Annotated in this window: 22 protein-coding genes and 1 pseudogene; 14 read left to right on the forward strand and 9 right to left on the reverse strand. The window is 57.2% G+C overall.

Going from position 1 to position 21673, the window contains the following annotated elements:
* Positions 1-34: 34 nt before the first annotated feature.
* The 5 genes from K5E80_RS12565 to K5E80_RS12585 all read right to left on the reverse strand — a co-directional run bounded on the left by K5E80_RS12565 (position 35) and on the right by K5E80_RS12585 (position 3912).
* Positions 35-760, reverse strand: a complete 726-nt coding sequence (locus K5E80_RS12565) for a hypothetical protein (RefSeq protein ID WP_220636478.1) — start codon at positions 758-760, stop codon at positions 35-37.
* Positions 761-1348: 588 nt separating this feature from the next.
* Positions 1349-1675, reverse strand: a complete 327-nt coding sequence (locus K5E80_RS12570) for a hypothetical protein (RefSeq protein ID WP_220636479.1) — start codon at positions 1673-1675, stop codon at positions 1349-1351.
* Between the two features lie 40 nt (positions 1676-1715).
* Complete coding sequence (locus K5E80_RS12575) at positions 1716-2291, reverse strand: ferritin-like domain-containing protein (protein WP_220636480.1); 576 nt, start codon at positions 2289-2291, stop codon at positions 1716-1718.
* Positions 2292-2344: 53 nt separating this feature from the next.
* Positions 2345-3175: a DUF5718 family protein gene (locus K5E80_RS12580; protein ID WP_220636481.1), complete on the reverse strand. Its 831-nt coding sequence runs from the start codon at positions 3173-3175 to the stop codon at positions 2345-2347.
* Between the two features lie 116 nt (positions 3176-3291).
* Positions 3292-3912, reverse strand: coding sequence for an alpha/beta hydrolase (locus tag K5E80_RS12585; protein ID WP_220636482.1), 621 nt, complete (start codon positions 3910-3912; stop codon positions 3292-3294).
* Positions 3913-4130: 218 nt separating this feature from the next.
* Between K5E80_RS12585 and K5E80_RS12590 the strand changes: the two genes are divergently transcribed.
* Positions 4131-4910 carry a M90 family metallopeptidase gene (locus K5E80_RS12590; RefSeq protein ID WP_246590978.1) on the forward strand — a complete coding sequence of 260 codons (780 nt, stop codon included), beginning with the start codon at positions 4131-4133 and terminating at the stop codon, positions 4908-4910.
* A 27-nt stretch (positions 4911-4937) separates the two neighbouring features.
* Complete coding sequence (locus K5E80_RS12595; RefSeq protein WP_220636483.1) at positions 4938-6509, forward strand: SagB/ThcOx family dehydrogenase; 1572 nt, start codon at positions 4938-4940, stop codon at positions 6507-6509.
* Between the two features lie 33 nt (positions 6510-6542).
* On the opposite strand, the gene hfq is transcribed toward K5E80_RS12595, so the two are convergent.
* Positions 6543-6779 (reverse strand): RNA chaperone Hfq, encoded by a 237-nt coding sequence (hfq, locus tag K5E80_RS12600; RefSeq protein ID WP_220636484.1) that lies wholly within the window; start codon positions 6777-6779, stop codon positions 6543-6545.
* A 238-nt stretch (positions 6780-7017) separates the two neighbouring features.
* On the opposite strand from hfq, the gene K5E80_RS12605 reads away from it, so the two are divergent.
* From K5E80_RS12605 to K5E80_RS12620, 4 genes are all read left to right on the forward strand, one after another.
* Complete coding sequence (locus tag K5E80_RS12605; protein ID WP_220636485.1) at positions 7018-8127, forward strand: radical SAM/SPASM domain-containing protein; 1110 nt, start codon at positions 7018-7020, stop codon at positions 8125-8127.
* 166 nt (positions 8128-8293) lie between these two features.
* Entirely contained in the window at positions 8294-8689 is a 396-nt protein-coding gene (locus tag K5E80_RS12610) for a type II toxin-antitoxin system death-on-curing family toxin (RefSeq protein ID WP_220636486.1), read from the forward strand.
* A gap of 13 nt (positions 8690-8702) precedes the next feature.
* Positions 8703-9560: an RNase adapter RapZ gene (gene rapZ / locus K5E80_RS12615; RefSeq protein ID WP_220636487.1), complete on the forward strand. Its 858-nt coding sequence runs from the start codon at positions 8703-8705 to the stop codon at positions 9558-9560.
* Positions 9561-9689: 129 nt separating this feature from the next.
* The gene (locus K5E80_RS12620) at positions 9690-10292 is read left to right on the forward strand and encodes an LON peptidase substrate-binding domain-containing protein (protein ID WP_220636488.1); all 603 of its coding nucleotides are present in this window, start codon (positions 9690-9692) and stop codon (positions 10290-10292) included.
* Here K5E80_RS12620 and mutY read toward each other — a convergent pair.
* Together mutY and K5E80_RS12630 are read right to left on the reverse strand one after the other, a co-directional pair.
* Positions 10284-11297, reverse strand: a complete 1014-nt coding sequence (gene mutY / locus K5E80_RS12625) for an A/G-specific adenine glycosylase (RefSeq protein WP_246590979.1) — start codon at positions 11295-11297, stop codon at positions 10284-10286. The two genes, K5E80_RS12620 and mutY, sit on opposite strands and share 9 nt — an antisense overlap.
* 107 nt (positions 11298-11404) lie before the next feature.
* Positions 11405-11938: pseudogene (locus K5E80_RS12630) on the reverse strand (ATP-grasp domain-containing protein); the annotation flags it as partial.
* Between the two features lie 117 nt (positions 11939-12055).
* Here K5E80_RS12630 and K5E80_RS12635 point away from each other — a divergent pair.
* Complete coding sequence (locus K5E80_RS12635) at positions 12056-12577, forward strand: hemerythrin domain-containing protein (RefSeq protein WP_220636490.1); 522 nt, start codon at positions 12056-12058, stop codon at positions 12575-12577.
* 5 nt (positions 12578-12582) lie between these two features.
* On the opposite strand, the gene gstA is transcribed toward K5E80_RS12635, so the two are convergent.
* Positions 12583-13191 carry a glutathione transferase GstA gene (gene gstA, locus K5E80_RS12640; protein ID WP_220636491.1) on the reverse strand — a complete coding sequence of 203 codons (609 nt, stop codon included), beginning with the start codon at positions 13189-13191 and terminating at the stop codon, positions 12583-12585.
* 855 nt (positions 13192-14046) lie between these two features.
* Between gstA and K5E80_RS12645 the strand changes: the two genes are divergently transcribed.
* The 7 genes from K5E80_RS12645 to K5E80_RS12675 all read left to right on the forward strand — a co-directional run bounded on the left by K5E80_RS12645 (position 14047) and on the right by K5E80_RS12675 (position 21654).
* Positions 14047-15209, forward strand: a protein-coding gene (locus K5E80_RS12645; RefSeq protein WP_220636492.1) for an IS3 family transposase whose coding sequence is annotated in 2 segments (ribosomal slippage) — positions 14047-14308 and positions 14308-15209 — 1164 coding nt in all. Because the reading frame shifts where the segments join, the coding sequence is not laid out codon by codon here.
* The gene (locus K5E80_RS12650) at positions 15206-15367 is read left to right on the forward strand and encodes a hypothetical protein (protein ID WP_220636493.1); all 162 of its coding nucleotides are present in this window, start codon (positions 15206-15208) and stop codon (positions 15365-15367) included. The genes K5E80_RS12645 and K5E80_RS12650 overlap by 4 nt, the downstream gene beginning before the upstream one ends.
* Before the next feature lie 633 nt (positions 15368-16000).
* Entirely contained in the window at positions 16001-17212 is a 1212-nt protein-coding gene (gene sorA / locus K5E80_RS12655) for a SorA family sulfite dehydrogenase catalytic subunit (protein ID WP_220636494.1), read from the forward strand.
* Between the two features lie 10 nt (positions 17213-17222).
* Positions 17223-17549, forward strand: a complete 327-nt coding sequence (sorB, locus tag K5E80_RS12660) for a SorB family sulfite dehydrogenase c-type cytochrome subunit (RefSeq protein ID WP_220636495.1) — start codon at positions 17223-17225, stop codon at positions 17547-17549.
* A gap of 260 nt (positions 17550-17809) precedes the next feature.
* Positions 17810-18936 (forward strand): IS3 family transposase gene (locus K5E80_RS12665; RefSeq protein ID WP_220636496.1). Its coding sequence is split into 2 segments (ribosomal slippage): positions 17810-18068 and positions 18068-18936, totalling 1128 coding nucleotides; the frame shifts between segments, so codons are not numbered across the junction.
* 895 nt (positions 18937-19831) lie between these two features.
* A complete protein-coding gene (locus tag K5E80_RS12670; protein ID WP_220636497.1) occupies positions 19832-20794 on the forward strand; it encodes a DNA cytosine methyltransferase in 963 nt (320 codons plus the stop codon).
* The gene (locus K5E80_RS12675; RefSeq protein ID WP_220636498.1) at positions 20791-21654 is read left to right on the forward strand and encodes an NgoMIV family type II restriction endonuclease; all 864 of its coding nucleotides are present in this window, start codon (positions 20791-20793) and stop codon (positions 21652-21654) included. Before K5E80_RS12670 ends, K5E80_RS12675 begins: the two co-directional genes overlap by 4 nt.
* The last annotated feature ends 19 nt before the right edge of the window (positions 21655-21673 follow it).

Genomic DNA, 21673 nt, shown 5'->3' on the forward strand with positions numbered 1-21673 from the left:
ACCTCAACCCCGTCAATGGCGAGGTCAAAGCGTGCTAGAACTTCAAAACAAAATGCGTTGAAGACCCATTGGTTAACTGAATGTCAAAAGAAATGGGAGTAAGGGTTCCGACAGAGTCAATTCGATACTTATCCTGTTCAGTACCGATAAGTACGCCGGAAACGTCATAAATCTTGGTAATCAAATTGATGATGGCGGTATTCGCGGTATCTCTTTCAACGACATAACTGAGGTCTTGCCTGCCGTCACCAACAGCTTTGGTGCTATCCGTGTACAACGTTTCAGTACCGATATTGCCGGTATCGCCAACCTTGACTGACGACGGAATTGATGGGGCTGTCAGCCAAACGCCATAATCGACACATATGTCATCAAAACCTAATGGGATGTAATTACTGTCGAAGTATTCGGTACTGCTGTCCGCAATGGATGCTGGAATACAGTCAGTTAAAGACATGGTTAAAGTATTTGTGGCTGAAAAGCCATTAACACCTTCAAACACGGCCGCGGTAGTTGCGGGTGCCGCTGTAGCGGTTCCGGAGCCGGTACAAGTGCCAGAAACCGTAAAGGTTTTATTCATGCCATTGGCAATAAGATTCTTATAGCCTGTCTGTAATGGAAACGAAAGTGTTGAAATGACAGGGCCGGAGAAACCGCCGCCGCCACCACCGCCGCCGCCACCACATCCGGCCGCAAATAAGGCAAACAACGACGCTATCAACCACGTCAACGCTTTGAAATGTTTTTCAAGGAGTTCCATTTTTATCTCCTGTTTCCTTGATAAAGAAGGATGGCCGTAAAACGCGATTGCCTTGCCCCGCGCCATGACAAGCAACGTTGGAATATCAGCCTACCCCATCATCTGGCAACGGCGCACATGGTCAATATTTATAGACTAGTCCTGCCATGACTCTTCTGATGTGACGCAAATCAAGAACACATTTAAAATGTCCGTTCTTGTCCGGAAGCCGGCTATCCTGATGGAAACTTGACCAAAGGCGCTTTCCAATCCATCACTTCAGCCACACCGGCACAAAGTCGCCGGTCAGGTTTGCCAGAAACAGCCATTCAGCGAAGGGGTGCCCCACGGCTTGCATTAGGGCGAGGCCTTTGCTTGGTTGCGCAAGCTCTCGCGCTCGAAGTTTGACGAAGGCTATGCCGATGCTTTGCCGTTAAACGGTAAGAAGGTGAAGGAGATTCAGGTGCAGTTCCAGGATTCCGGCGCGGATCCTCTGTCGAGCAGTGCAGCCCAATTAGGCACGGAAGGCGGAGGAACATGGGCCCCTTGCACCGCTTTAGGCTGACCACAAGCCGCAAACGATGGCGTTGTGTGCTGCAGGGTGAATGGTCAATCACGGAATCCGGATGGCCGATTTTTCTTCCGATCCATGCATTGGCCCTTCTCTTCCAGCCAATAGACGACGTTCCCCACGACAACCACACTTCCGGAAACCACCGCGGTGGCCGCCGAGATGGCGCCGACCGCGGTCAGCAATGCCACACAGCCCTCATTGCTGCAGCCTGAGATCGACGCCACCTGATAAGACTCAAGCGTCATTTTTCTTTCATAAATCTCGCAGTCCGAGTCGTAAACCGAGATGGTGCGCGGCAGGAATACGCAGCCCGCCAGTAAAACGGGAGCCATCCCGGCCAGGGTTGCCGCGCGCCACATCATCGCAGGGAGGCTGGGCGCATGCGGCTATCGACAGGAGTCTTTACAACGCAGGCGTATCAACGTCCTCCGCGTCGACATCCGGCTCCAGCGTATCGGGGTATTTCGGCATCTGTTCCGTCAACAGCCTCTGGTGCTCTTTTTCCTCATCCCTGAGTTCCTCGAAAAGCTTTCGCACTGCCTGATCCTGAATGCCCGGCAAGGTTTGATCAAAAAAATCATAGGCTTTGACTTCAGACTCCATGGCGACATTCAGGGCATGCCGCGGAGACATGAAGGGCCTGGGTTTCCCGGTATCCGGCGCTTCGATATCCTCAATCATGTCCGCCGTGACTCGCGCAGGAGCGTCGCCAAAAAGCGCCCGCCTTTTTTGTGCAAGCTCTGTCCCGTGACGTTGCTCATTGCGCGCCATCATGCTGAAAAAATCCGTCGCATCACCGCGGTATCGTTCGCCGAGCTGGGCCACAAACAAAAGATAGCGCTCTTCCGCTTCCTTCTCGATCAGCACGGCCAGATCGAGCGCATCCTGCAGATTCAATTTTGAAACATCCAGTTGCGTGGCCATAAATTCCTCCCGGAGAGTAGGGGTTTTACCTGAGAATAAAGATTCCAATTGCACAGTGGAGAGTATCCACGGGTTTTGTGGCCGCAGTCAATCTTCAATTTGCGGACTCAAATCCGATGGGCCTTGCGGACCAGAAGCGACAGGCCGTCGACCGACTCACTGCGCGAGCACAATTCCGGCAATAGCGTCGAATCGATCCTCTCGGGATCATAGACGGCCACCGCGAAGCTGTCGCCGGGTTGGAAGTAGGTGGTCTCGCCCAGCGTTGTATAACGCGTGGCGCCGATGGCGATCACCGCATGCTCCGGACGGCCTGCTTTGGAAAGCAGCAGGGGCAGGTTCTCAAGCGGCCCTTCGTCGGCCTGCGCTGTCAATTTCTCTTCGATCCAGGCAATCAGGTCTGGCCCATACAGCGTGTATCCCGCCACCGGACTGTCAATGCCGTATGCATTCCAGCCGCCATCCCGTCCGAGGAACGAGGCAATCCGCCACGAATCCAGCCCCGAACCGGAATCGAGACCATTGGCAAGCTTGATCCAGCGGGAAGAAAGTCCCTTGGAGTCGGGCCCCCAGTTCTTCTTGACGCTGATCTTGGGCGCGCCCTCGCGGCGGATCGAGGCGTCATCGAAGGCGGCAAATGCCAATGGTTTTACCCTCACAACATTTCCGGCGGTGTAGTGAAGTTCGCAGGCCAGCGCCACTTCCGGTTCGCCCTGGACTTGGGCACCCTCGGGTAGAACCATAGCGGAACTGGAGACCGGATCGACGGCCAGGAAATGTCCCTCGATGGACAGATGGAAGGGAAACATTCCCTTGGGGCCTGCACCGGTTTTTTTTAGGGTTGCGAAATCCCTGACCTCGCCCGCCTGCTCCAGATGCCCCGCAAAATTACCGGCAATACCAAATCCGGCCCAACGACCCGCAGCCAAGTTGATCATGATTTTCCAAACGTAAAGACAAGGAAATGCCGGGGACATCGGCGCCCCGGCCCAATACGGATAAACAACTCGACCATCCCTGCCTGAAGAGGCCCTTGAGCCAGTCTGAAGATGCTTTACCCTGATTTATAAATTATAACTTCTCCCGCATCCACGATGCTGTCGCGTGCAGCGATGACCACGGCGACACGGCCTCGATAGCCGGCCAGGTTGGCGACATTGTCATAGCGGTCGCCCAATAGCCAGTCGGCCGGAAGCCAGGGGTAGTGATGGCGCGCGACGTTGCGCAGATCGTCCCAGGGCGTGATCAGCAGCAGGGCGTCGGCAGCGGCGCTTTGCGCCACTGCCGCGGCGATACCCGCGCCCAGCGACTCGCCGGCAAGCAGCAGCGGCCCCGGAAACTGACGGCGGACCAGGGCGAGGATTGCGCTGGCGTCGGCGGTCAGCGCCGTTTCGCCGAGCTTGCCGGAGCGCGGGCCATAGCCCGGATATTCGGCCAGGATCAGGCGCAGACCGCGGCGGGCAAACTCGTCGGCATACCAGGCGCGGTGCCCCGCATGCCCGGCATTGCCGTGGAACAGCATCACCGTGCCGCAGGCCTTGCCTGCGGGTTCGCGCAGCAGGCCGCGGTAGTCATCCTGGCCCGGCCACGGCACCAGGCCGCTGCTGCGGGCGCCGGCAAGCACAGTGGACAGCAGCGGATGGTCGGGGTAGTAGATCAGGCGATCCTGGAACATGACGGGAACTCCCACAAGCAAAAGGACGACGATGACAAGCAGCCGCACGCACCGGCTAACGCGGCCGTGCCGTTTGGCCCGGTGCTGGATTCGTGACATCGCGGACACGGACTGGAGTCTCCCCATGTATGTCAGGATGCGAGCCTGAAGATCCATGCAAGCTTTTGCCCCACAGTTTCGTGACCTCCTGAGTCGCATGAAGTGGTTCCATTATGACCATGAAATGGTTCGCACATAAGCGTATTCGCCACACGCTCAGATACCATCCCGTTCCCCGCGACGCGTGGAACAGGCTGATGCGCGAGGCTGCTATCTTCCGGGCCCTTTCCGCCGTGGAAAGGGCCCATTTGCGCGAGCTGTCCGCCCTGTTCCTGCGGCGCAAGGAATTCAGCGGGGTGCGGGGCCTGACCGTGTCCGCGGAAATGGCGCTCGCTGTGGCCGCCCAGGCTTGCCTGCTGATTTTGCAACTCGGCCTCGATTGCTATGACGACTGGGTCGGGGTGGTGATTTATCCCGGGGCTTTCCGGGTGGTGCGAGACAGCACCGATACCATCGGGCTGGTCTCGCGTCAGGAGAGCATATTGAGCGGCGAGTCCTGGTCGCGCGGGCCGGTGATCCTCTCCTGGGACGATGTTGCCCGCGACCTCGCCGCGCCCGAGCCCGGCTTCAATGTCGTGGTGCATGAATTTGCCCACAAGCTGGACATGCGGGACGGCAGCGCCAACGGTATGCCGCCGCTGCATCCGGATATGGCGCGGCAGCAGTGGACGGAGGCGTTCAGCGATGCATTCAACCGCTTGCAGCGGCAACAGGAGCAGCAGCTTTACTCCGGCATCGATGCATATGGCGCGACGGCGCCGGAAGAGTTCTTCGCCGTGGCGAGCGAATATTTCTTCACCGCTCCGCACACCTTGCATCAACAGTTCCCGGCGGTCTATGAACAACTGGTATTGTTCTATCGTCAGGATCCGGCAAGCCGGCAGAAGATGACCAGCTAAGCCGGATCACGTTTTCAAGTTTCCGTTATGGCAGATTACACGCTCTCCGATTACCACGAACGCAGCAAGCATCGTCCCGGCCGTTACGCGCCCGGGCCGGGATGGCTGGACTGGGCCAATCAGCCGGATCCCTTTCGCCGTTACGAGGGAACCCGGCGCATCGACTTGCCACTTCGCGCGGACGGGCTGAAAACAAGCTACAACGCGCTGCGCAACGGAAACCTGCCGCCGCCGCACGCGCTCGACCTTGACTCGGTCGGCATGCTGTTTGAATTGTCGCTGGCCATCTCTGCCTGGAAGTCCCACGCTGGCGCCACCTGGGCCCTGCGCTGCAATCCCTCCAGCGGCAATTTGCATCCCACCGAAGGCTATCTCGCCAGCGGCAACATGCCGGGTCTTGCGGCAGGGGTTTATCACTACGTGAGCTGCGATCACACGCTGGAGCAGCGTGGCGTCTGGGATGCGCCGCAGGATCTTAATGGCATATTCATCGGCCTGACCAGCATCGCCTGGCGCGAGGCGTGGAAGTACGGCATGCGCGCCTTCCGCTACTGCCAGGAGGATTGCGGCCATGCACTCGCCGCAGTCAGCCTTGCCGCGGCGGCACTGGGCTGGCGTGCGCGGCTACTGGCGGCGCCGCCCGATACGGAGATTGCGGCGTTGCTTGGGCTTGACCGCGATATGGGGCTCGCGGAGCGGGAACAGCCTGATTGCCTGTTGTGGATCGGCCCGGGCGAATTGCCTGCGCTGCCGCCTGCTCCCGCGCAGTTCCATGGCAGGTCCAATCGCTTGAGTCCCGGTCATGTTGACTGGCCCGATATCGAGCAGGTCGTCAAGGTCACGGTCAAGCCGCATGTGATGGTGCTGCCGGACGAGGCGGGATACGTCGCGGCTGCGCCTGTTGCAACAGATGTGGCGGGCGATTTTCCTGCCGCAACTCTCATTCGACAGCGGCGCAGCGCAGTCAGCTTCGATGCGACGACGCGAATCAGCGCCGGCAAATTCTTCGCGCTACTCGATGCGACCTTACCCCGCGCTGCCGCGCCGCCATGGTCCGCCTGGCCCTGGCCGGCGGAAGTCCATCCGGCTATTTTCGTGCATCGGGTTGACGGCCTTGAACCGGGGCTATACCTGCTGGTCAGGAATCCGCAGGCGCTGGCTATGTTACAGGCGGCGCTGCGCGCGGATTGGCTATGGCAGAAAACCGGCCCGCCCGGTCTGCCGCTTTATTTGCTGGTTCCGTATGATCTGCGCGACGTGGCGCGCGGTATTTCGTGCGATCAGGACATCGCCGCCGATTCCTGCTTTGCCCTGGGCATGCTGGCCCATTACGAGATCGCGGCCAGCGCGCCATGGCGCTATCGCGCGCTGCACTGGGAGTGCGGCATGCTGGGACAGGTGCTCTATCTGGAGGCCGAGGCTGTCGGTCTGCGCGGTACCGGCATCGGTTGCTTCCTCGACGACGAGATGCATGCGCTGCTCGGACTGGAAGACAGCGCCTGGCAAAGCCTCTATCACTTCACCGTGGGCGGTGCCGTGGAGGATCCGCGTCTCAGCACACTGCCAGCTTATCCCTCCGGCTCGATCAAGTCCGGATAAGTTATCCGGGAAGCTGCGATTCCGAATCAAACTTCATTCAGCGGCGGCTTCATCTGCGATGTTAATAATGCGCGCGGGTACTATCGTCGAAATCGCATGCTTGTAGACCATCTGTGTGGCCGCGCTCTTGAGCAGAACCACATACTGGTCGAAGGATTCCACCTGGCCTTGCAGCTTGATGCCATTGACGAGAAACATCGATACCGGAATGTGCTCGCGGCGCAGTATGTTCAGGAACAGGTCTTGTAGATTTTGCCCTTTGTTTGCCATGTGTTGCCCTTGCTTGAAATGGATTCGAATTGATTAATGTAATGCATTTAGCGGTGTTCCGAACAAAAAATCACCGCTGCAGGACGCGGCAGGGGCAAGAAACAATCAGGAAAACGCTGAATAAGTCCCTCATCACCGAAGCCAAGACCACTTCTTGAGTATGGTTTTATCAAGGCTGACACAGCTGCCCAGAGAATAGTAGTATCGAAAATCACACTTTCTACAGCGGCGAATGGCAATGTCAGCAAAAAATGAAGAATTCATCCCCAAGTGGCTGGCTTGGGAAACGACCCAGCGCTGCAATCTCAAATGCGTGCACTGTCGCTGCTCCTCGGACATGCTGTCGTCCGAGGGAGATTTCTCGACGCAGGAAGCCTTCCAGCTCATCGACGACATCTGCGAAGTCAGCAAACCGGTCATGGTGCTCTCCGGCGGAGAACCCCTGATCCGCAAGGACATCTTCGAGATCGCCCGCTACGGCACTTCCAAGGGGCTGCGCATGTGCATGGCCACCAACGGCACCCTCATCACGGACGAGGTCTGCCGCAAGATGATCGAGGCCGACATCAAGATGGTCTCGCTGTCGCTTGACGGCTCCTGCGCAGCGATACACGACGACTTTCGCGCCTCCCCGGGCGCCTTCGCTGGTGTCGTGCGCGGCGCCGAGACCTTGAAGCGCTACGGTATCAAGTTCCTGATCAACTCCTCCTTCACCAAGCGCAACCAGCACGACATCGGCGCCACCTTCAAGACCGCCAAGTCCCTGGGCGCGACCGCCTGGTACATGTTCATGATCGTCCCCACCGGCCGCGGTGAGGACATCATGAGCGAGCTCATCACCAAGGAAGATTACGAGGAAATTCTCTCCTGGCATTACCAGCAGGAGAAGATCGAGAACGAGATCCTGATGCGTCCGACCTGCGCACCGCATTACTACCGCATCGTGCCGCAGATAGCCAAGGCCGAAGGCGAGAAGTTCAAGCGCCGCTCGCTGACCTTTTCCACCGGTGGCGGCAAGGGTTGCATCGCCGCGCAGACCATCTGTCTCATCGACTGCTTCGGCAACCTCAAGCCCTGCTCCTATTTCCACTCTTCGGTGGGCAACGTCAAGCAGGTCAAGTTCAAGGATCTCTGGTTCAACTCGAAAGTCTTCAACGAGCTGCGCGATTTCAAGAAATACACCGGCAAGTGCGGCGAGTGCGAGTACATCAACGTCTGCGGCGGTTGCCGCGCTCGTGCCGACGCGGTGTATGGCGACTACCTGGCCGAGGAACCATTCTGCAACTATATCCCGGTCAAGACCCGCAAGCGCATGGAAAAGGAAGCGGCGATAAATTTCGTCAAGTGAAGGAAGGCAGGCATTGCCAAAGTCATCCATTATGGTTGCCATGAAGGAAGCGACTGAGGCAGTGACCGACAAGTTGGTCATCCACGGGGATTCCCGTTGGCCATCCCACAGGGATTCTCTTCAGTCACAGCGAGGACTGAAAGGCCGTAGCGGTTCGGCTTGCCACATGGCCAAGTCCCCTTCAGGTTTATCGTGCCATTGGGGAGCCCTGTTGCTGTTGCATGATGAAAGTCTTGCCGAACACGGCGGGACGGCTGGTCTGCGCGATGAGAGATTGCTCAATTCGGTCTTGGCGCGCCCACTCAATCTGGCGGCTTGCGGAGAACCTGATTTTGCCGATCTTGCCGCTGCCTATGGTTCGGGACTGGCACAGAATCATGCCTTCGTCGATGGCAGGAAACGTGTCGCCTTCCTCGCGGTCGGCCTGTTTTTACGTGTCAATGGCTATCGCCTGAATGCTTCACAGGCGGAGGCGACACTGACCATGTTGTCGCTCGCCGCCGGCGAACTCGAAGAAGCGACTTTCGCTGCCTGGATTCGCGCACGCGGCGAAAAGCGCTGATATTCTGTCGGCCATGCAACTCCTCCTCATCACAGGACTTTCCGGCTCGGGCAAAAGCGTCGCCCTGCATGTGCTCGAAGACGCCGGTTATTACTGCGTCGACAACTTGCCGGCCACCCTGCTGCCACAATTGGTAATGCAGCTCAAAGCGGAAGGTCATGATCGCGCCGCTGTCGCGATGGACATGCGTGGCGGCGCCAGCCTCGCGGCCCTGCCAAAGCTGCTGCGCGATATCGAAGCGGAGGGCTCGGTGACGCCGCGCCTGATTTTTCTCGATGCCAGCGATCAGGTATTGATCCAGCGCTACTCGGAAACGCGGCGCCGGCACCCGCTCGCCGACGAGGACACCACGCTGGCCGAAGCCATCGCCTGCGAACGTCAGGCTGTCGAAGTGCTGGCCGGGCTTGGCCATCGCATCGATACCAGCTACTTGCGGCCCAATGCCTTACGCACTTTCATCAAGGAATTCGCCGCTATCGAATCCGGCAGCGGCTTCACGCTGCTGTTCGAATCCTTCGGCTTCAAGCATGGCTTGCCGCTCGACGCGGATATCGTGTTCGATGTCCGCTGCCTGCCTAATCCGCACTATGACCCGCAACTGCGCCCGCTTACCGGACACGACCCCATGGTTGCCGCCTTCCTGCACGGACAGCCGGAAGTGATGAAAATGGCGGAAGATATGCGTCGCTTCATCGCCGACTGGCTGCCGGCCTATTTGCGCGATAACCGCGCCTATCTCACCGTGGCCATCGGTTGCACCGGTGGCCAGCATCGCTCGGTGTTCCTCGCCGAGTGGCTGGCCAAACATTTCACCGCGAATTTCGCCAATTCTGCGCGAGTTCTGGTACGGCACCGCGCGCTGGCGCAATGACTACAGGGAATCCCCGCGGGATGACTGAAAGAAATTCCAGTGGGATAACCGAAGGGAAGCCTATGGCGAAGACACGCAAGTCTCCTGAGACGAATTTACCCAAGCGTACTGGGGTGACGCGGAGCAACAATGGCAATCGTGAATGACGTGCCGCTGTTTCCATTGGAAACCGTGCTGTTCCCCGGCGGCAGGCTGCCACTGAAAATTTTTGAGCAGCGCTACATGGACATGGTGAAAGCCTGCCTCAAGAATGATGCGCCCTTCGGTGTCTGCCTGATAGCAAGCGGCCGCGAAACTGGCGCGCCGGCGTTGCCGCATGGGATTGGCACCCTGGCGCGGATAGCGCGTTGGGATATGCCCCAGACCGGGATACTGCAGGTGCGCTGTCACGGCGAACAACGCTTTCATATTGTGTCGCGCCGCATTGAAGCCTCGGGTCTGCAGCGTGCCGACATTGAGGTATTTGAAGACGCGGGGCCGGCGCCACTTGATGCGCGGCACGAATTTCTTGCCAGCCTGCTTTCGCGCATTATCGACAACATCGCGGATACGATGCTGTTCCAGACTCTTCGCCTCGACGATTCAGTGTGGGTCGGCTACCGGCTCTGCGAGTTGTTGCCCATCGGCCTGCCGGACAAGCAGAAGTTGCTCGAACTGGACGATCACGTTGTGCGGCTTGATGCCGTACACCAGCTTTTGCTCGACAAGGGTCTGCTCAACCCGTCACGATAGATCTTTGCTCAAGATGGCGCGGATCGGTGCCGGCAGCGGCGCTTCGGCGAGTTCGTCGAGGCCGATCCAGCGCTGCGCATTTTCCATGGCGCGAAGTTCACCTTCAACTTCGGCGCGCAAGGTCGAGATGCGTAGACGGAAATGCGTGAAAGTGTGCGTCAGCACAGGTAGTTCCAGCCATTTGCCGGGACGGCAACCGAACCTTGATTTCGCATAGTCACCCGCATCCGCATCCGGCGGCAATTCAGGCAGTGACAGCAGGCCGCCCCAGATGCCGCTCGAGGGGCGCAACTCGAGCAGCACGCTGCTGTCATTAACCAGCATCAGCAAGGTCACGTCGCGTTCGGGAATTGCACGTTTGGGTTTTTTCGCGGGCAGTTCGGCAACCCGGTTCCGCTGCCGCGCCACGCAAGTCACGTCGACCGGACATTTGTCGCACAGCGGCTTGCTGCGCGTGCAGATCAGCGAACCGAGGTCCATCTGCGCCTGATTGTAGATGCCGGCATTTTTCTTCGGCAGCAGCGCTTCGGCCAGCGCCCACAATTTTTTTTCCACCGCCGTCTGACCGGGGAAACCTTCGATGCCGAACTGCCGTGTCAATACACGTTTGACATTGCCGTCGAGAATCGGTTTTCGTGCGCCGAAGCAGAAGGCCGCAATCGAGTTTGCCGTCGAACGACCGATGCCGGGAAGTTGCGCAATCGTTTCGGCGTCGTGCGGAAACATCCCGCCATGCTGATGCATGATCGCTTGTGCGCAGGCGTGCAGGTTGCGCGCCCGCGCGTAGTAGCCAAGGCCGCTCCACAAGCCCATCACGGCTTCGACCGGCGCCGCCGCCAGCGCTTTGAGCGTCGGAAAACGCGCAAGGAATTTTTCGTAATACGGAATGACGGTCGCCACCTGCGTCTGCTGCAGCATGATCTCGGAAAGCCAGACGCGATAGGGGTCTTGCGTGTTCTGCCAGGGCAGGTCGTGGCGGCCATGATCGCGGTGCCAAATGATCAACCGACGGGAAAATCCAGAATCTTTCGCCACAGGGGGCGCGGAGGACACAGAGGAATGCTTTGCCATAATGGTTTCTCTCTGCGTCCTTCGCGTCCTCTGTGGTGGACTTATGCTTTGACAGGTTTGACAAGCGTTGCCGCCTGCCTTGCCCTAACCCGTGCTTCGTCGGTGTTGTCAGCATTCGCTACCGCGACACCCATACGCCGCTTGAGAAAACTTTCCGGCTTGCCGAACAGGCGCAGGTCGGATTCCGGCACGGCGAGCGCCTTTTCGATGCCTTCGAAGGCGATGCCCTTCGCTGCGAGTCCACCGTAGATCACGGCTGAAACGCAGGGGCGGCGCAACGCCACGTCGACCGGCAGGCCGAGGATCGCGCGCGCATGCAACTCGAATTCAGACAGGCGCTGCGAACAGAGCGTGACCAGCCCGGTGTCGTGCGGTCGCGGGCTGACTTCGGAGAACCAGACCTGGTCGCCCTTGACGAACAATTCGACACCGAAGATGCCGCGCCCGCCGAGGCTGGAAGTAATCGCTTGAGCAATTTCGCGCAAACGCTCCAGCGCCGTTGGCGACATCGCCATCGGTTGCCATGACTCGACATAGTCGCCCGCTACCTGCATATGGCCGATGGGCTCGCAGAAGAAGGGGGTGGCGGAAGGCGAGAGAGGGGTACCGATGCGCAAGGAGATTCAGTCGAAATTGGTTGGCGGGCGACAAATTATGCATGAGGAGCAATTTAGGGCTACGATGAGTCCACCATGAGCGATTCCCTTCTTCCCTCCGCTCCCAGTCTTGACGAACCGCTGGAAATTCTCGAAGCCTGCCATGGCCGTATCGAGAGCCAGTTGCAAACCCTGGCGCGGCTGCTCGATCATCTGCCGCAACATGGCGCCGACACTCAGGCCCGCCAGGCGGCAACTGCGGTGCTGCGCTACTTCAATACTGCGGGCAACAACCATCACGCCGACGAAGAAGAAAACCTGTTTCCGCTGCTGCGCCTGCGCGCTGGCGACCAGCCGCGCACGGAAGCATTGATCGCCGAGCTGTTGCACGATCACGAACAAATGACAGTTGCGCGCACCATCGTGCTTGCTCAACTGGAACGCGTCACAGGCGGCGATGCCGCGGCGTTGTTGCGCGCCGATGTTGAATCCATGAGTGCGATTTATCGCGCCCATATCGCACACGAAAACACTGAATTACTGCCGCTCGCTGCCCGTGTGCTGACGCCGGATGATCAGCAGAACCTGAGTCGCGCGATGACCGCGCGGCGCGAATAAAATACTCACTTGAGCAAGCCCTCTGCCTTGAGTGCGGCCCGAACTGCTGGCCGTGCAGCGACCCGATCGCGAAAGCGCGACAGCGCCGGCCATTGCGCCAGATCGATGCCGACATAAGACGACCAGCCGCTGGTCACAAACAGATAGGCGTCGGCAACGCTGAAGCAGCCGCCCATCAAGTAGTCGTTGCGGGTTAGATGCTTGTCCACATAGGCGAGACGTTTTTCCAACTGGGCTTTGGCGACAAGCTTGTAGTCGCCAGGTGTGGCGGGATTGAACAAGGCGCCGAAGCCCTTGTGGATTTCAGTGCCAATGAAGTTGAGCCACGATTGCAGCGTGTAGCGCTCGCGCGTGCCATTCGCCGGCGCCAGTTTGGCGGCGGGGGCCTGGTCGGCGATGTACTGCAAAATCGCCGGCACCTCGGTAAGTCCGTCGCCCGCTGCGATTTCGAGCGCAGGCACATAACCATTCGGATTGATAGTGAGATAGTCCTTGCCGGTTTCGGTTTTCTTGGTCTTGAGATCGACTTTTTCGAGATCGAACTTCAGTCCCGATTCACGTAACACGATATGCGGCGACTGCGAACAGGCGCCTGGAGCGTAATATAGTTTCATGATCGTTTCCTTGGTGCAGGATTGGGGGAAACAAAGAGTACCGCGATAGCGCTCGCAATTGAAAGCTGACGCGACAGGAATATAGAATGCGATTTAAGGTTCCGGCCGGTGGCTTGAAAGGTACATCACCATCTTTCCAAAATCGCCGAATTGTCGGCTTGCTCAGGACAATCCGGCCCTCGCTGCCAGCGGCAGCGCGAAACCAGTGCAATTGTCGGTGTCGCGCGGAGCAAATGTCAATGCGTGCGACTCAAAAAACGCTGCGAGGTGCAGTTACTTGAAACAAAACGCCGTTGTGACGGAAAATGAGCAAAGCACGTTCAAGGCGACGCTTTGCCGAGGGGCATCCGGTTTCCGTGATTTATTAGTTAAATGTTGCCTGTCGACGTGGCGACAATCTGAACCGCCGTGGGGAAAGTAAATATCGCCGTAGCGATTCCCATGCAGTTTCCGTAAAAAGTCGAGCGCTGACGAGAGACTCTCTTCAAATTAACGGCTTCGATAGTGTAGTAGCGGACACAAACGGACAACGCCGACACCATGACAGCGATTACCAAGAGCGGCCTGGGAGCTACCAGATGCAGCACGATATTAATAAGTTCCAATTGCCAATCCCCTCCCTGGAAAACTGCTTACTATATAAAGCGTACTCCATTGTGCCAAAAAGGCAAATGCCCTCCGTGACAATAGTCACCGGTAATCCCCCTCGTAATTAAGTACCTTTTCCGAAACGAACACTCGGCATTAGAGGCGGCAAGAATATTGCGATCCTCAGAAATGAGAGCCGGCCCCGGGAATTCGGACAGGGAGATAAGTGATAGCTTTGCTCAACCCAAGGCCCGGAAGGGCCATGAAATGGAGCAAGCACATGGCAAGAAGGAAACGGCGGATCACTCTGCCACATTTAAGGCACAAGCGGCGATAGCGGCATTGAAGGGCGACAAGACGTTGGCGGAATTGGCGCAGCAATTCGATGTCCATCCCAATCAGATCACGGACTGGAAGAGCCAACTGCTGGAACGCTCGGCCCAAATGTTTGGCGACAGCACGGCGCAGGCCGCGGCGCCGGACCTGACGAAGCTGCACGCCAAAATCGGGCAACTGGCCTTGGAGAATGATTTTTTAGAAAGCGCGCTCACCAAGGCGAGCCTGCTGAGCGCAAAGCGATGATTGACCGCCCCCACGATCTGCCGGTCACCCGGCAATGCCAGATTCTCGAACTGGCGCGTTCCACTGCCTACTACACGCCACCACCGACCTCACCGGCGGATCTGGCGCTGATGCGCCGGATCGACGAGCTGCATCTGGAATATCCGTTCGCCGGCGCACGAATGCTGCGTGACATGTTGCGCCGGGAAGGTCATCGGATCGGGCGCAAGCACGTCGGCACGCTGATGAAGAAGATGGGCATCGAAGCGCTGTACCGCAAGCCGAACTTGAGCAAGCAACATGGCGCCCGCCCCATCTATCCCTACCTGCTTAGGAATCTGACGGTCGATCGATCCAACCAAGTCTGGGCAACCGACATCACCTACATCCCGATGCGCCGGGGCTTTGTCTATCTGGTGGCGATACTCGATTGGTACAGCCGCCGCGTACTGTCCTGGCGAGTCTCCAATACCCCGACGACAGATTTCTGCCTGGACGCCGTACGGGAAGCCATTGCGCGCCACGGCAAGCCGGAGATATTCAACACCGACCAGGGCAGCCAACGAAGTCCCCCGAAGCGGGGATTCACCAGTAACGAATTCACCGGGCTGCTCAAGGGACAGGGCATTCAGATCAGCATGGATGGCAAGGGCTGCTGGCGTGACAACGTCTTCGTCGAACGGCTGTGGAAGAACGTCAAGTACGAAGAGGTCTACCTCAAGGCTTATGACTCGGTATCGATCGCCAAGACCAGCCTGGGCGCCTATCTGAACTTCTACAACAGCCGCCGACCGCATCAGTCGCTTGATGGCAAGACACCGGATGCGATTTACTTCGCCGGTCTGCCGCAGGAAAGCATCGCAGCATGATGACCGCGTTATCCACCGCGCATCCCGCCTACGGTCTAGAAGGACCTTCGGCGGGCCGCACCGTGGATATCGCTACACCGCAAGGCTCCACTTATATCTCCGTGGAAATCCTGTCCAATCAAACGGGGCCGGCTCTCTTGCCCAAGTTTTCGGATTGATCTTTGAGTGAGCATGCCACCGAGGAAAGCAGGAATGCATTTTAGGAGTCGTCATTGGTATGGATGCCATGGGTAGTAAAAGTCCGTATCGCGCCCACCTTACGGCAGATGTTACCGTTCATTCAAGCAACTTCAGGAGGAAGTAAATCTCGGCGCTGCAGTTGAACTCGGGAAGCGCCTATGTGAAAAGCCTCACTTCTCCTGGACTAGGCGAATGCCAGCAATGCGAAGAACAGCAGACATTCAATGAGGATAATTCGAGTGCTCTTGAACGGTAGGTTCTGGCCGAATTCCGTCTAATGATAAATGAAAGTTGTTCTGGCGGTTACCGATCCAAAGTGATCCGTCGCGTCCAACGTAGGCGCATACCTCTTTGCATCAATGCGCTTAAAAATAGTTTTGGCATTTATTCAAAAATTTGCTATGAAATAACTAGAGTAGTTAATCATCTTGGCCGGACATTGATCGATGAGGTTGATGCCCTTTTTCTTTCCCGGCCTGTCCCTTCCCCAGGATGCAGGGGTCGAGACGGGGCTCAATGTGTGCTTCCCCGGTATGAGACTGACGGGGTATTGAAAGGAGTCAGGCGATGGACTTTCAAGAAAAAAACTTCCTCCCGCAAGCGGTAAATCCATGTCACGGCGCGACTTCTTCCTCGCGGGCAGTGCGATGGGCGGCCTTGGCGCGCTAGGGCGCTTTGGCGTGAGCGATGCGGCGGCCAAGAGCATCGATCTGCCGATGGTCAATGGCAAACGCGAGCTGGCGATCTATCCGCAGAAGCGGGAATTAATCCTCCTGACTTCGCGCCCCGTCCAGTTGGAAACGCCATTTCATAACTTCAATGAAGGTGCGTTCACCGCCAACGACGCGTTCTTCGTCCGATGGCACCTGGCTGGCGTGCCGACCAGCGTCGATGCGACGACATTTCGTACGCAGGTCCATGGCAGGGTCAAGCAGCCAATGAGCCTGAGCGTGACGGACCTGGAAAACAACTTCGAGCCCGTCGAAATCGCGGCAGTATGCCAATGCTCCGGCAACAGCCGGGGTTTGTTCAACCCGCGCGTTCCCGGCGGTGAGTGGAGCAATGGCGCCATGGGCAATGCCCTCTGGAAAGGGGCGCGACTGCGCGACATCCTGAACAAGGCGGGACTGGAATCCGATGCCGTCCAGGTCCGCTTAAATGGTGCCGAAGACCCGGTATTACCCGCTACCCCCGATTTCATCAAGGCCCTGGATATGGATATAGCATTGGGTGAAGACGTGCTGGTGGCCTACCGGATGAACGGCGAGCCCTTGCCGCTGTTGAATGGTTACCCGGTGCGGCTGATCGTGCCAGGCTGGTACGCCACCTACTGGGTCAAGATGCTTAATGACGTCGAGGTAATCAACAAGGAGGACGCAAATTTCTGGATGAAGCCGGCCTATCGCATTCCGGACAATCCATGCGCCTGCATCACCCCGGGCGAAAAGGGCGTCAAGACCGTGCCCATCAATCGCATGGATGTCCGCTCCTTCATCACCAGCCTGGCGGATGGGGCCAAGATCAAGGGCGGACATGTGCATGAAGTAAAGGGCATCGCTTTTGACGGTGGCTATGGCATTACCCGCGTGCTGTTTAGCACTGACGGCGGCAAGCACTGGGAAGCAGCTCGCCTGAGCAAGGACTATGGCAAATACAGCTTCCGGCAATGGATGGCCGCATTCAAGCCCAAGGCAGGCATGAGCTATGAATTGGCCTGCGTCGCCATCAACAACAACGGCGAAAGCCAGCGCCTCGATCCACGCTGGAATCCTGCCGGGTACATGCGCAACGTGGTCGAAACCTACCGTGTCCACGCGATCTGAGGAGCCAATCATGACCATGCGAATATCTCCATTTATCGCCATGCTGGGGCTCGTGCTGGTGTCTCCCCTGAAAGCAGCGACTCCCATGACAGGCACCGTCTCCATCGATTTGCCACCCCAGACTGCGCAATTCAAGCCCGGCACTGGTGTCGATCTAGTGCAGAAGGATTGCCTCATCTGCCATTCGAGCGAATATGTCTCCACGCAGCCGCCGCTTACGGCCGAGCAATGGCGCGGCGAGGTGGTCAAGATGAAGAAGGTGATGGGCGCACCCATCGAAGATTCGAATATCGACGCCATCGTGAACTACCTCGTGACGCAGTACGGCAAGAAATAGCCGCACTGGGCGTCACTTGCACTCTGCGCAACTCCGTACAATGCGTGATGTTGCGAGGGCAAGGCTTTCATTCATTATTGCGAATGGCTGGTATTGGCCGGATGCGGAAGTCTGTATGCGACCCACTCAAATCGCATCCAAGAAATATCGCAGGACAGGTGAGCGAGTTGAACAGAAGTGGCCTGACAAATTAGGACTGGTGGATAAGTGGAGAACCTGCTCTTATAGGGGCGTGAAACGCCCGGGAAAGGAGAGCAGAAATGAGAAGACCGAGAAGGAATCATACGGCGGCATTCAAGGCGAAGGTCGCGGTTGCCGCGTTGAAGGGGGACAAGACTTTGGCCGAGCTGGCCGAGAAATTCGACATCCATCCCAACCAGATCACCCGGTGGCGAGCGCAACGGCTGGAAGGTGCCACTGAAGTATTCCTGACGCCGGCGGAGAAGCGGGACACGGGGCCGAGCGCGAAGGATATGCAAGCCAAAATTGGCCAGCAGGCTCTGGAAATTGATTTTTTGGCCGGCGCGCTCGGTCGCATCGGCGATGCGAGCGCAAAGAAATGACCGACGCCAGCCACGAACTGCCGATGAATCGCCAAGCCGAACTGCTGGCTATCTCGCGCTCGAATCTGTACTACCTGCCACGGCCGACCTCCACGGCTGACCTGATGCTAATGCGACGCATCGACGAGTTGCATCTGAACTACCCCTTCGCCGGCAGCAGGATGCTGCGCGACATGTTGAGACTCGAAGACATCAAGGCCGGTCGTCAGCATGTCGCGACGCTGATGGCGAAGATGGGTATCAGCGCGCTCTCGCGCCAGCGCAACACCAGCGCACCGCACCCGGCGCACCCGATCTACCCGTACCTGTTGAAGGGACTCATCATTGATCGCCCCAATCATTGTTGGGCGGCAGATATCACGTACATTCCGATGCGCCGAGGCTTCGTCTACCTGGTCGCCATCGTCGATTGGGCAACCCGCAAGATGCTTTCCCATCGCGTGTCGATCAGCATGAGCACCGACTTCTGCGTCGAGGCCCTGGAAGAAGCCATCACCAGGTATGGCCGGCCGGAGATATTCAATACCGACCAGGGCAGCCAGTTCACCAGCGCCGAATTCACCGGCGTGCTGACGGCCAACGGCATCCGTATCAGCATGGATGGCAAGGGCCGCTGGATCGACAACGTCTTCGTCGAGCGGATATGGAAGAGCGTCAAGTACGAGCACGTCTATCTTCACGCCTATGAGAGCGTCGCCAAGGCTCGGCAACAACTGGCGACCTACTTTTACTTCTACAACACCCGGCACCCGCATTCGTCATTGGCAGGCAAGACACCGGACATGGCATACTTCGATCAACAACCGATGACACAAGCAGCGTGATGCGAAATTGGTTACCCACCGCGCCGCTCGCCTCCTGCCGCATGGAAGCGGCAGGAGGCGCCGTGGATAACCTCAACCCGCAGGGACTCCATTTAAGAAACCCCAAAACCTGTCCTAACAAACCGAGCCACTTCTAGCGGCAACCAGATAAACCTTAAACAACTTAGACCACCCTAAGGTGCTAGCTAAGTTATTGTTTATCTGGTAGGCCGGGCGAGACTCGAACTCGCGACCAACGGATTAAAAGAATCACCAAGGAATAGTAGCTCTTTTTAAATCAATACCTTGTAACGTCCGCCAATTCGTTACACAGCGCTATAAAGCCTCGCAACGCGCTTCATCGGCGTCACGTAGCTACAATTTGGCTACGCAATTGTTGGCTTGATGAATTCCAGCCTAGCGGGATTTAACTCGGCTTATTTCTCAGTACCTTGCCGGGATAAGGCAGGTAAAATGCGTAAATGGATGTAAGCCTAAAGACCCGACACTGTTACGCATGTAATCGCCATCACCCGGAGAGCGAGATGCGCCTAGTTATTTCTAAAACAGGGAAGCGGTGGCGTTGCATAAAGTCGATTGAGGCGAGCAAGAATAAAGATATCACTTCGCGCGATGAATTTGGTCGAGCGAACTCCCGAGCTAATGTAGAGTGGTCATCAGACAAGGCACGGCTAAATATCTAATTGCCTATTCTGGGGCAATCATGGCTGGTGTATTTGACGCAACAAGTAGTGAATACGATAGCCTTAACGTATTGTTGTCAATGCCTCAAAACTGATGCAAGTTCTTACCCAAGCACTATCGGTACCGTGGTTGTTATACTTCAAAAATCGTGGGTGCGTCATAAAGAATATGTCATCATCCAATGGCCGTTCCTATTTAAACCGAGGTACCGATGCCATTTACTTCACTTGAAATTTGCACCGGAGCTGGCGGCCAAGCTTATGGTTTAGAGCTCGCAGGTTTCGACCATGTGGCCGTTGTGGAAATTGAGGCGGCAGCATGCTCAACTCTTCGTCTTAATCGGCCTCAATGGAACGTGATCGAGGGGGATGTCCGTGAGTTTTCCGGTGCCCCATTCAAAGGGGTCGATCTGGTTGCTGGCGGCGTACCCTGCCCCCCATTTTCAAAAGCTGGCAAGCAGCTTGGGGCAGACGATGAGCGCGACCTCTTTCCTGAGGCCATTAGGCTCGTAGATGAATGCCGCCCTCAGGCTGTAATGCTTGAGAATGTACGGGGTCTGCTCGATGCCGTTTTTGAGGATTACCGCAATAAAGTCGAACGGCAATTGAATAAGCTCGGCTATAAGACTGGGTGGCGGCTCTTAAATGCTTCAGATTTTGGAGTACCGCAGCTTCGACCGCGAGTCATATTCGTGGCTATAAAGAAGAGTTCGGCGGAAAATTTCATCTGGCCGTCAGCCTTGGTGCATGAGCCTCCTACCGTTGGCGAATGTTTGTTCGACCTCATGAGTGAGCGTGGCTGGCGCGGCGCTAAACGGTGGCGCGAAATTGCGAACTGCATTGCACCGACGCTTGTCGGGGGATCAAAAAAACATGGCGGTCCGGACCTTGGCCCAACGCGGGCGAAGCGAGCATGGGCTGCGATTGGCGTTGATGGGCTTGGCTTAGCCGACGAGGCTCCTGCGCATGATTTCGTTGGCATGCCACGACTTACGCCTCGAATGACGGCGAGGATTCAAGGCTTTGACGATGCTTGGGAATTTTTCGGGCGAAAGACAGCTACCTACCGGCAAATTGGAAACGCGTTCCCGCCGCCAGTCGCCAAGGCTGTCGGCATTCAAATTTCATCCGCGTTGGAAGCTGCGGCAACTCGGCGGGTTAAGAAGGCCGCATGAAGAAGACAGAACCATTCATCCAAATAGCTAGGTGTGAGTTTCATAAGACACTGCTCGTATCACTGCTGACTATTAACGATAAGGGCGTACCCGGAAACGCTGACAAAGACAATAGAACAAGTGTCGCTATTGCAAATGGGATAGCTCAGAGGCTGAAGGCAGAAATGGGGGTACGTGCTGTAGCACAAACTTCGGGCACTCAGTTTGAGGATCTGATTGCTCGTTTTGTGCGTGAAACGTTTCTTAAGCTGCCTCACTTACGTCCAGGCAGGTGGGAAGTTCGGCAGGTTACAGGGCGCAACCGGACAGAGATTGCGCGCTACGCTCAATATTCACATCTAGTCGCCCTGCAAGAATTAGCGGCTAAGAACGCAGCCCTCGCTGCAGTTCTCGGCAACGACTATGCCATTTCGCCCGATGTAGTCGTAACGCGGGCACTTGAAAGCGATGCTTCAATCAACGCGCCCGAATTTCTCGTTGACGCTAGCGTAGCAAAACGTGCCGACCTCAGAGAAGGCGAAGGTAAACAGCCTCTCTTACACGCGAGCATCAGCACGAAATGGACTTTGCGCAGCGATCGGGCGCAAAACGCCCGCTCTGAAGCATTGAATTTTATCCGTAACCGTAAAGGGCGTCAGCCTCACATTGTCGTGGTAACAGGCGAGCCTACACCAAGTAGGCTGTCATCACTTGCCCTAGGCACGGGCGATATCGACTGCGTATATCACTTTGCACTAGATGAACTAATCGAGTCCGTCAAAGACTTGCATAACAGCGAAGCTGAAGACATGCTGAGTATCATGGTCGACGGCAAACGGTTAAAAGACATCGCAGACCTGCCGCTCGATCTCGCTGTGTAATTGTCTGGGTTGGTAAGCC

It is taken from the genome of Georgfuchsia toluolica (assembly GCF_907163265.1).
Taxonomy (GTDB): Bacteria; Pseudomonadota; Gammaproteobacteria; order Burkholderiales; family Rhodocyclaceae; genus Georgfuchsia; species Georgfuchsia toluolica.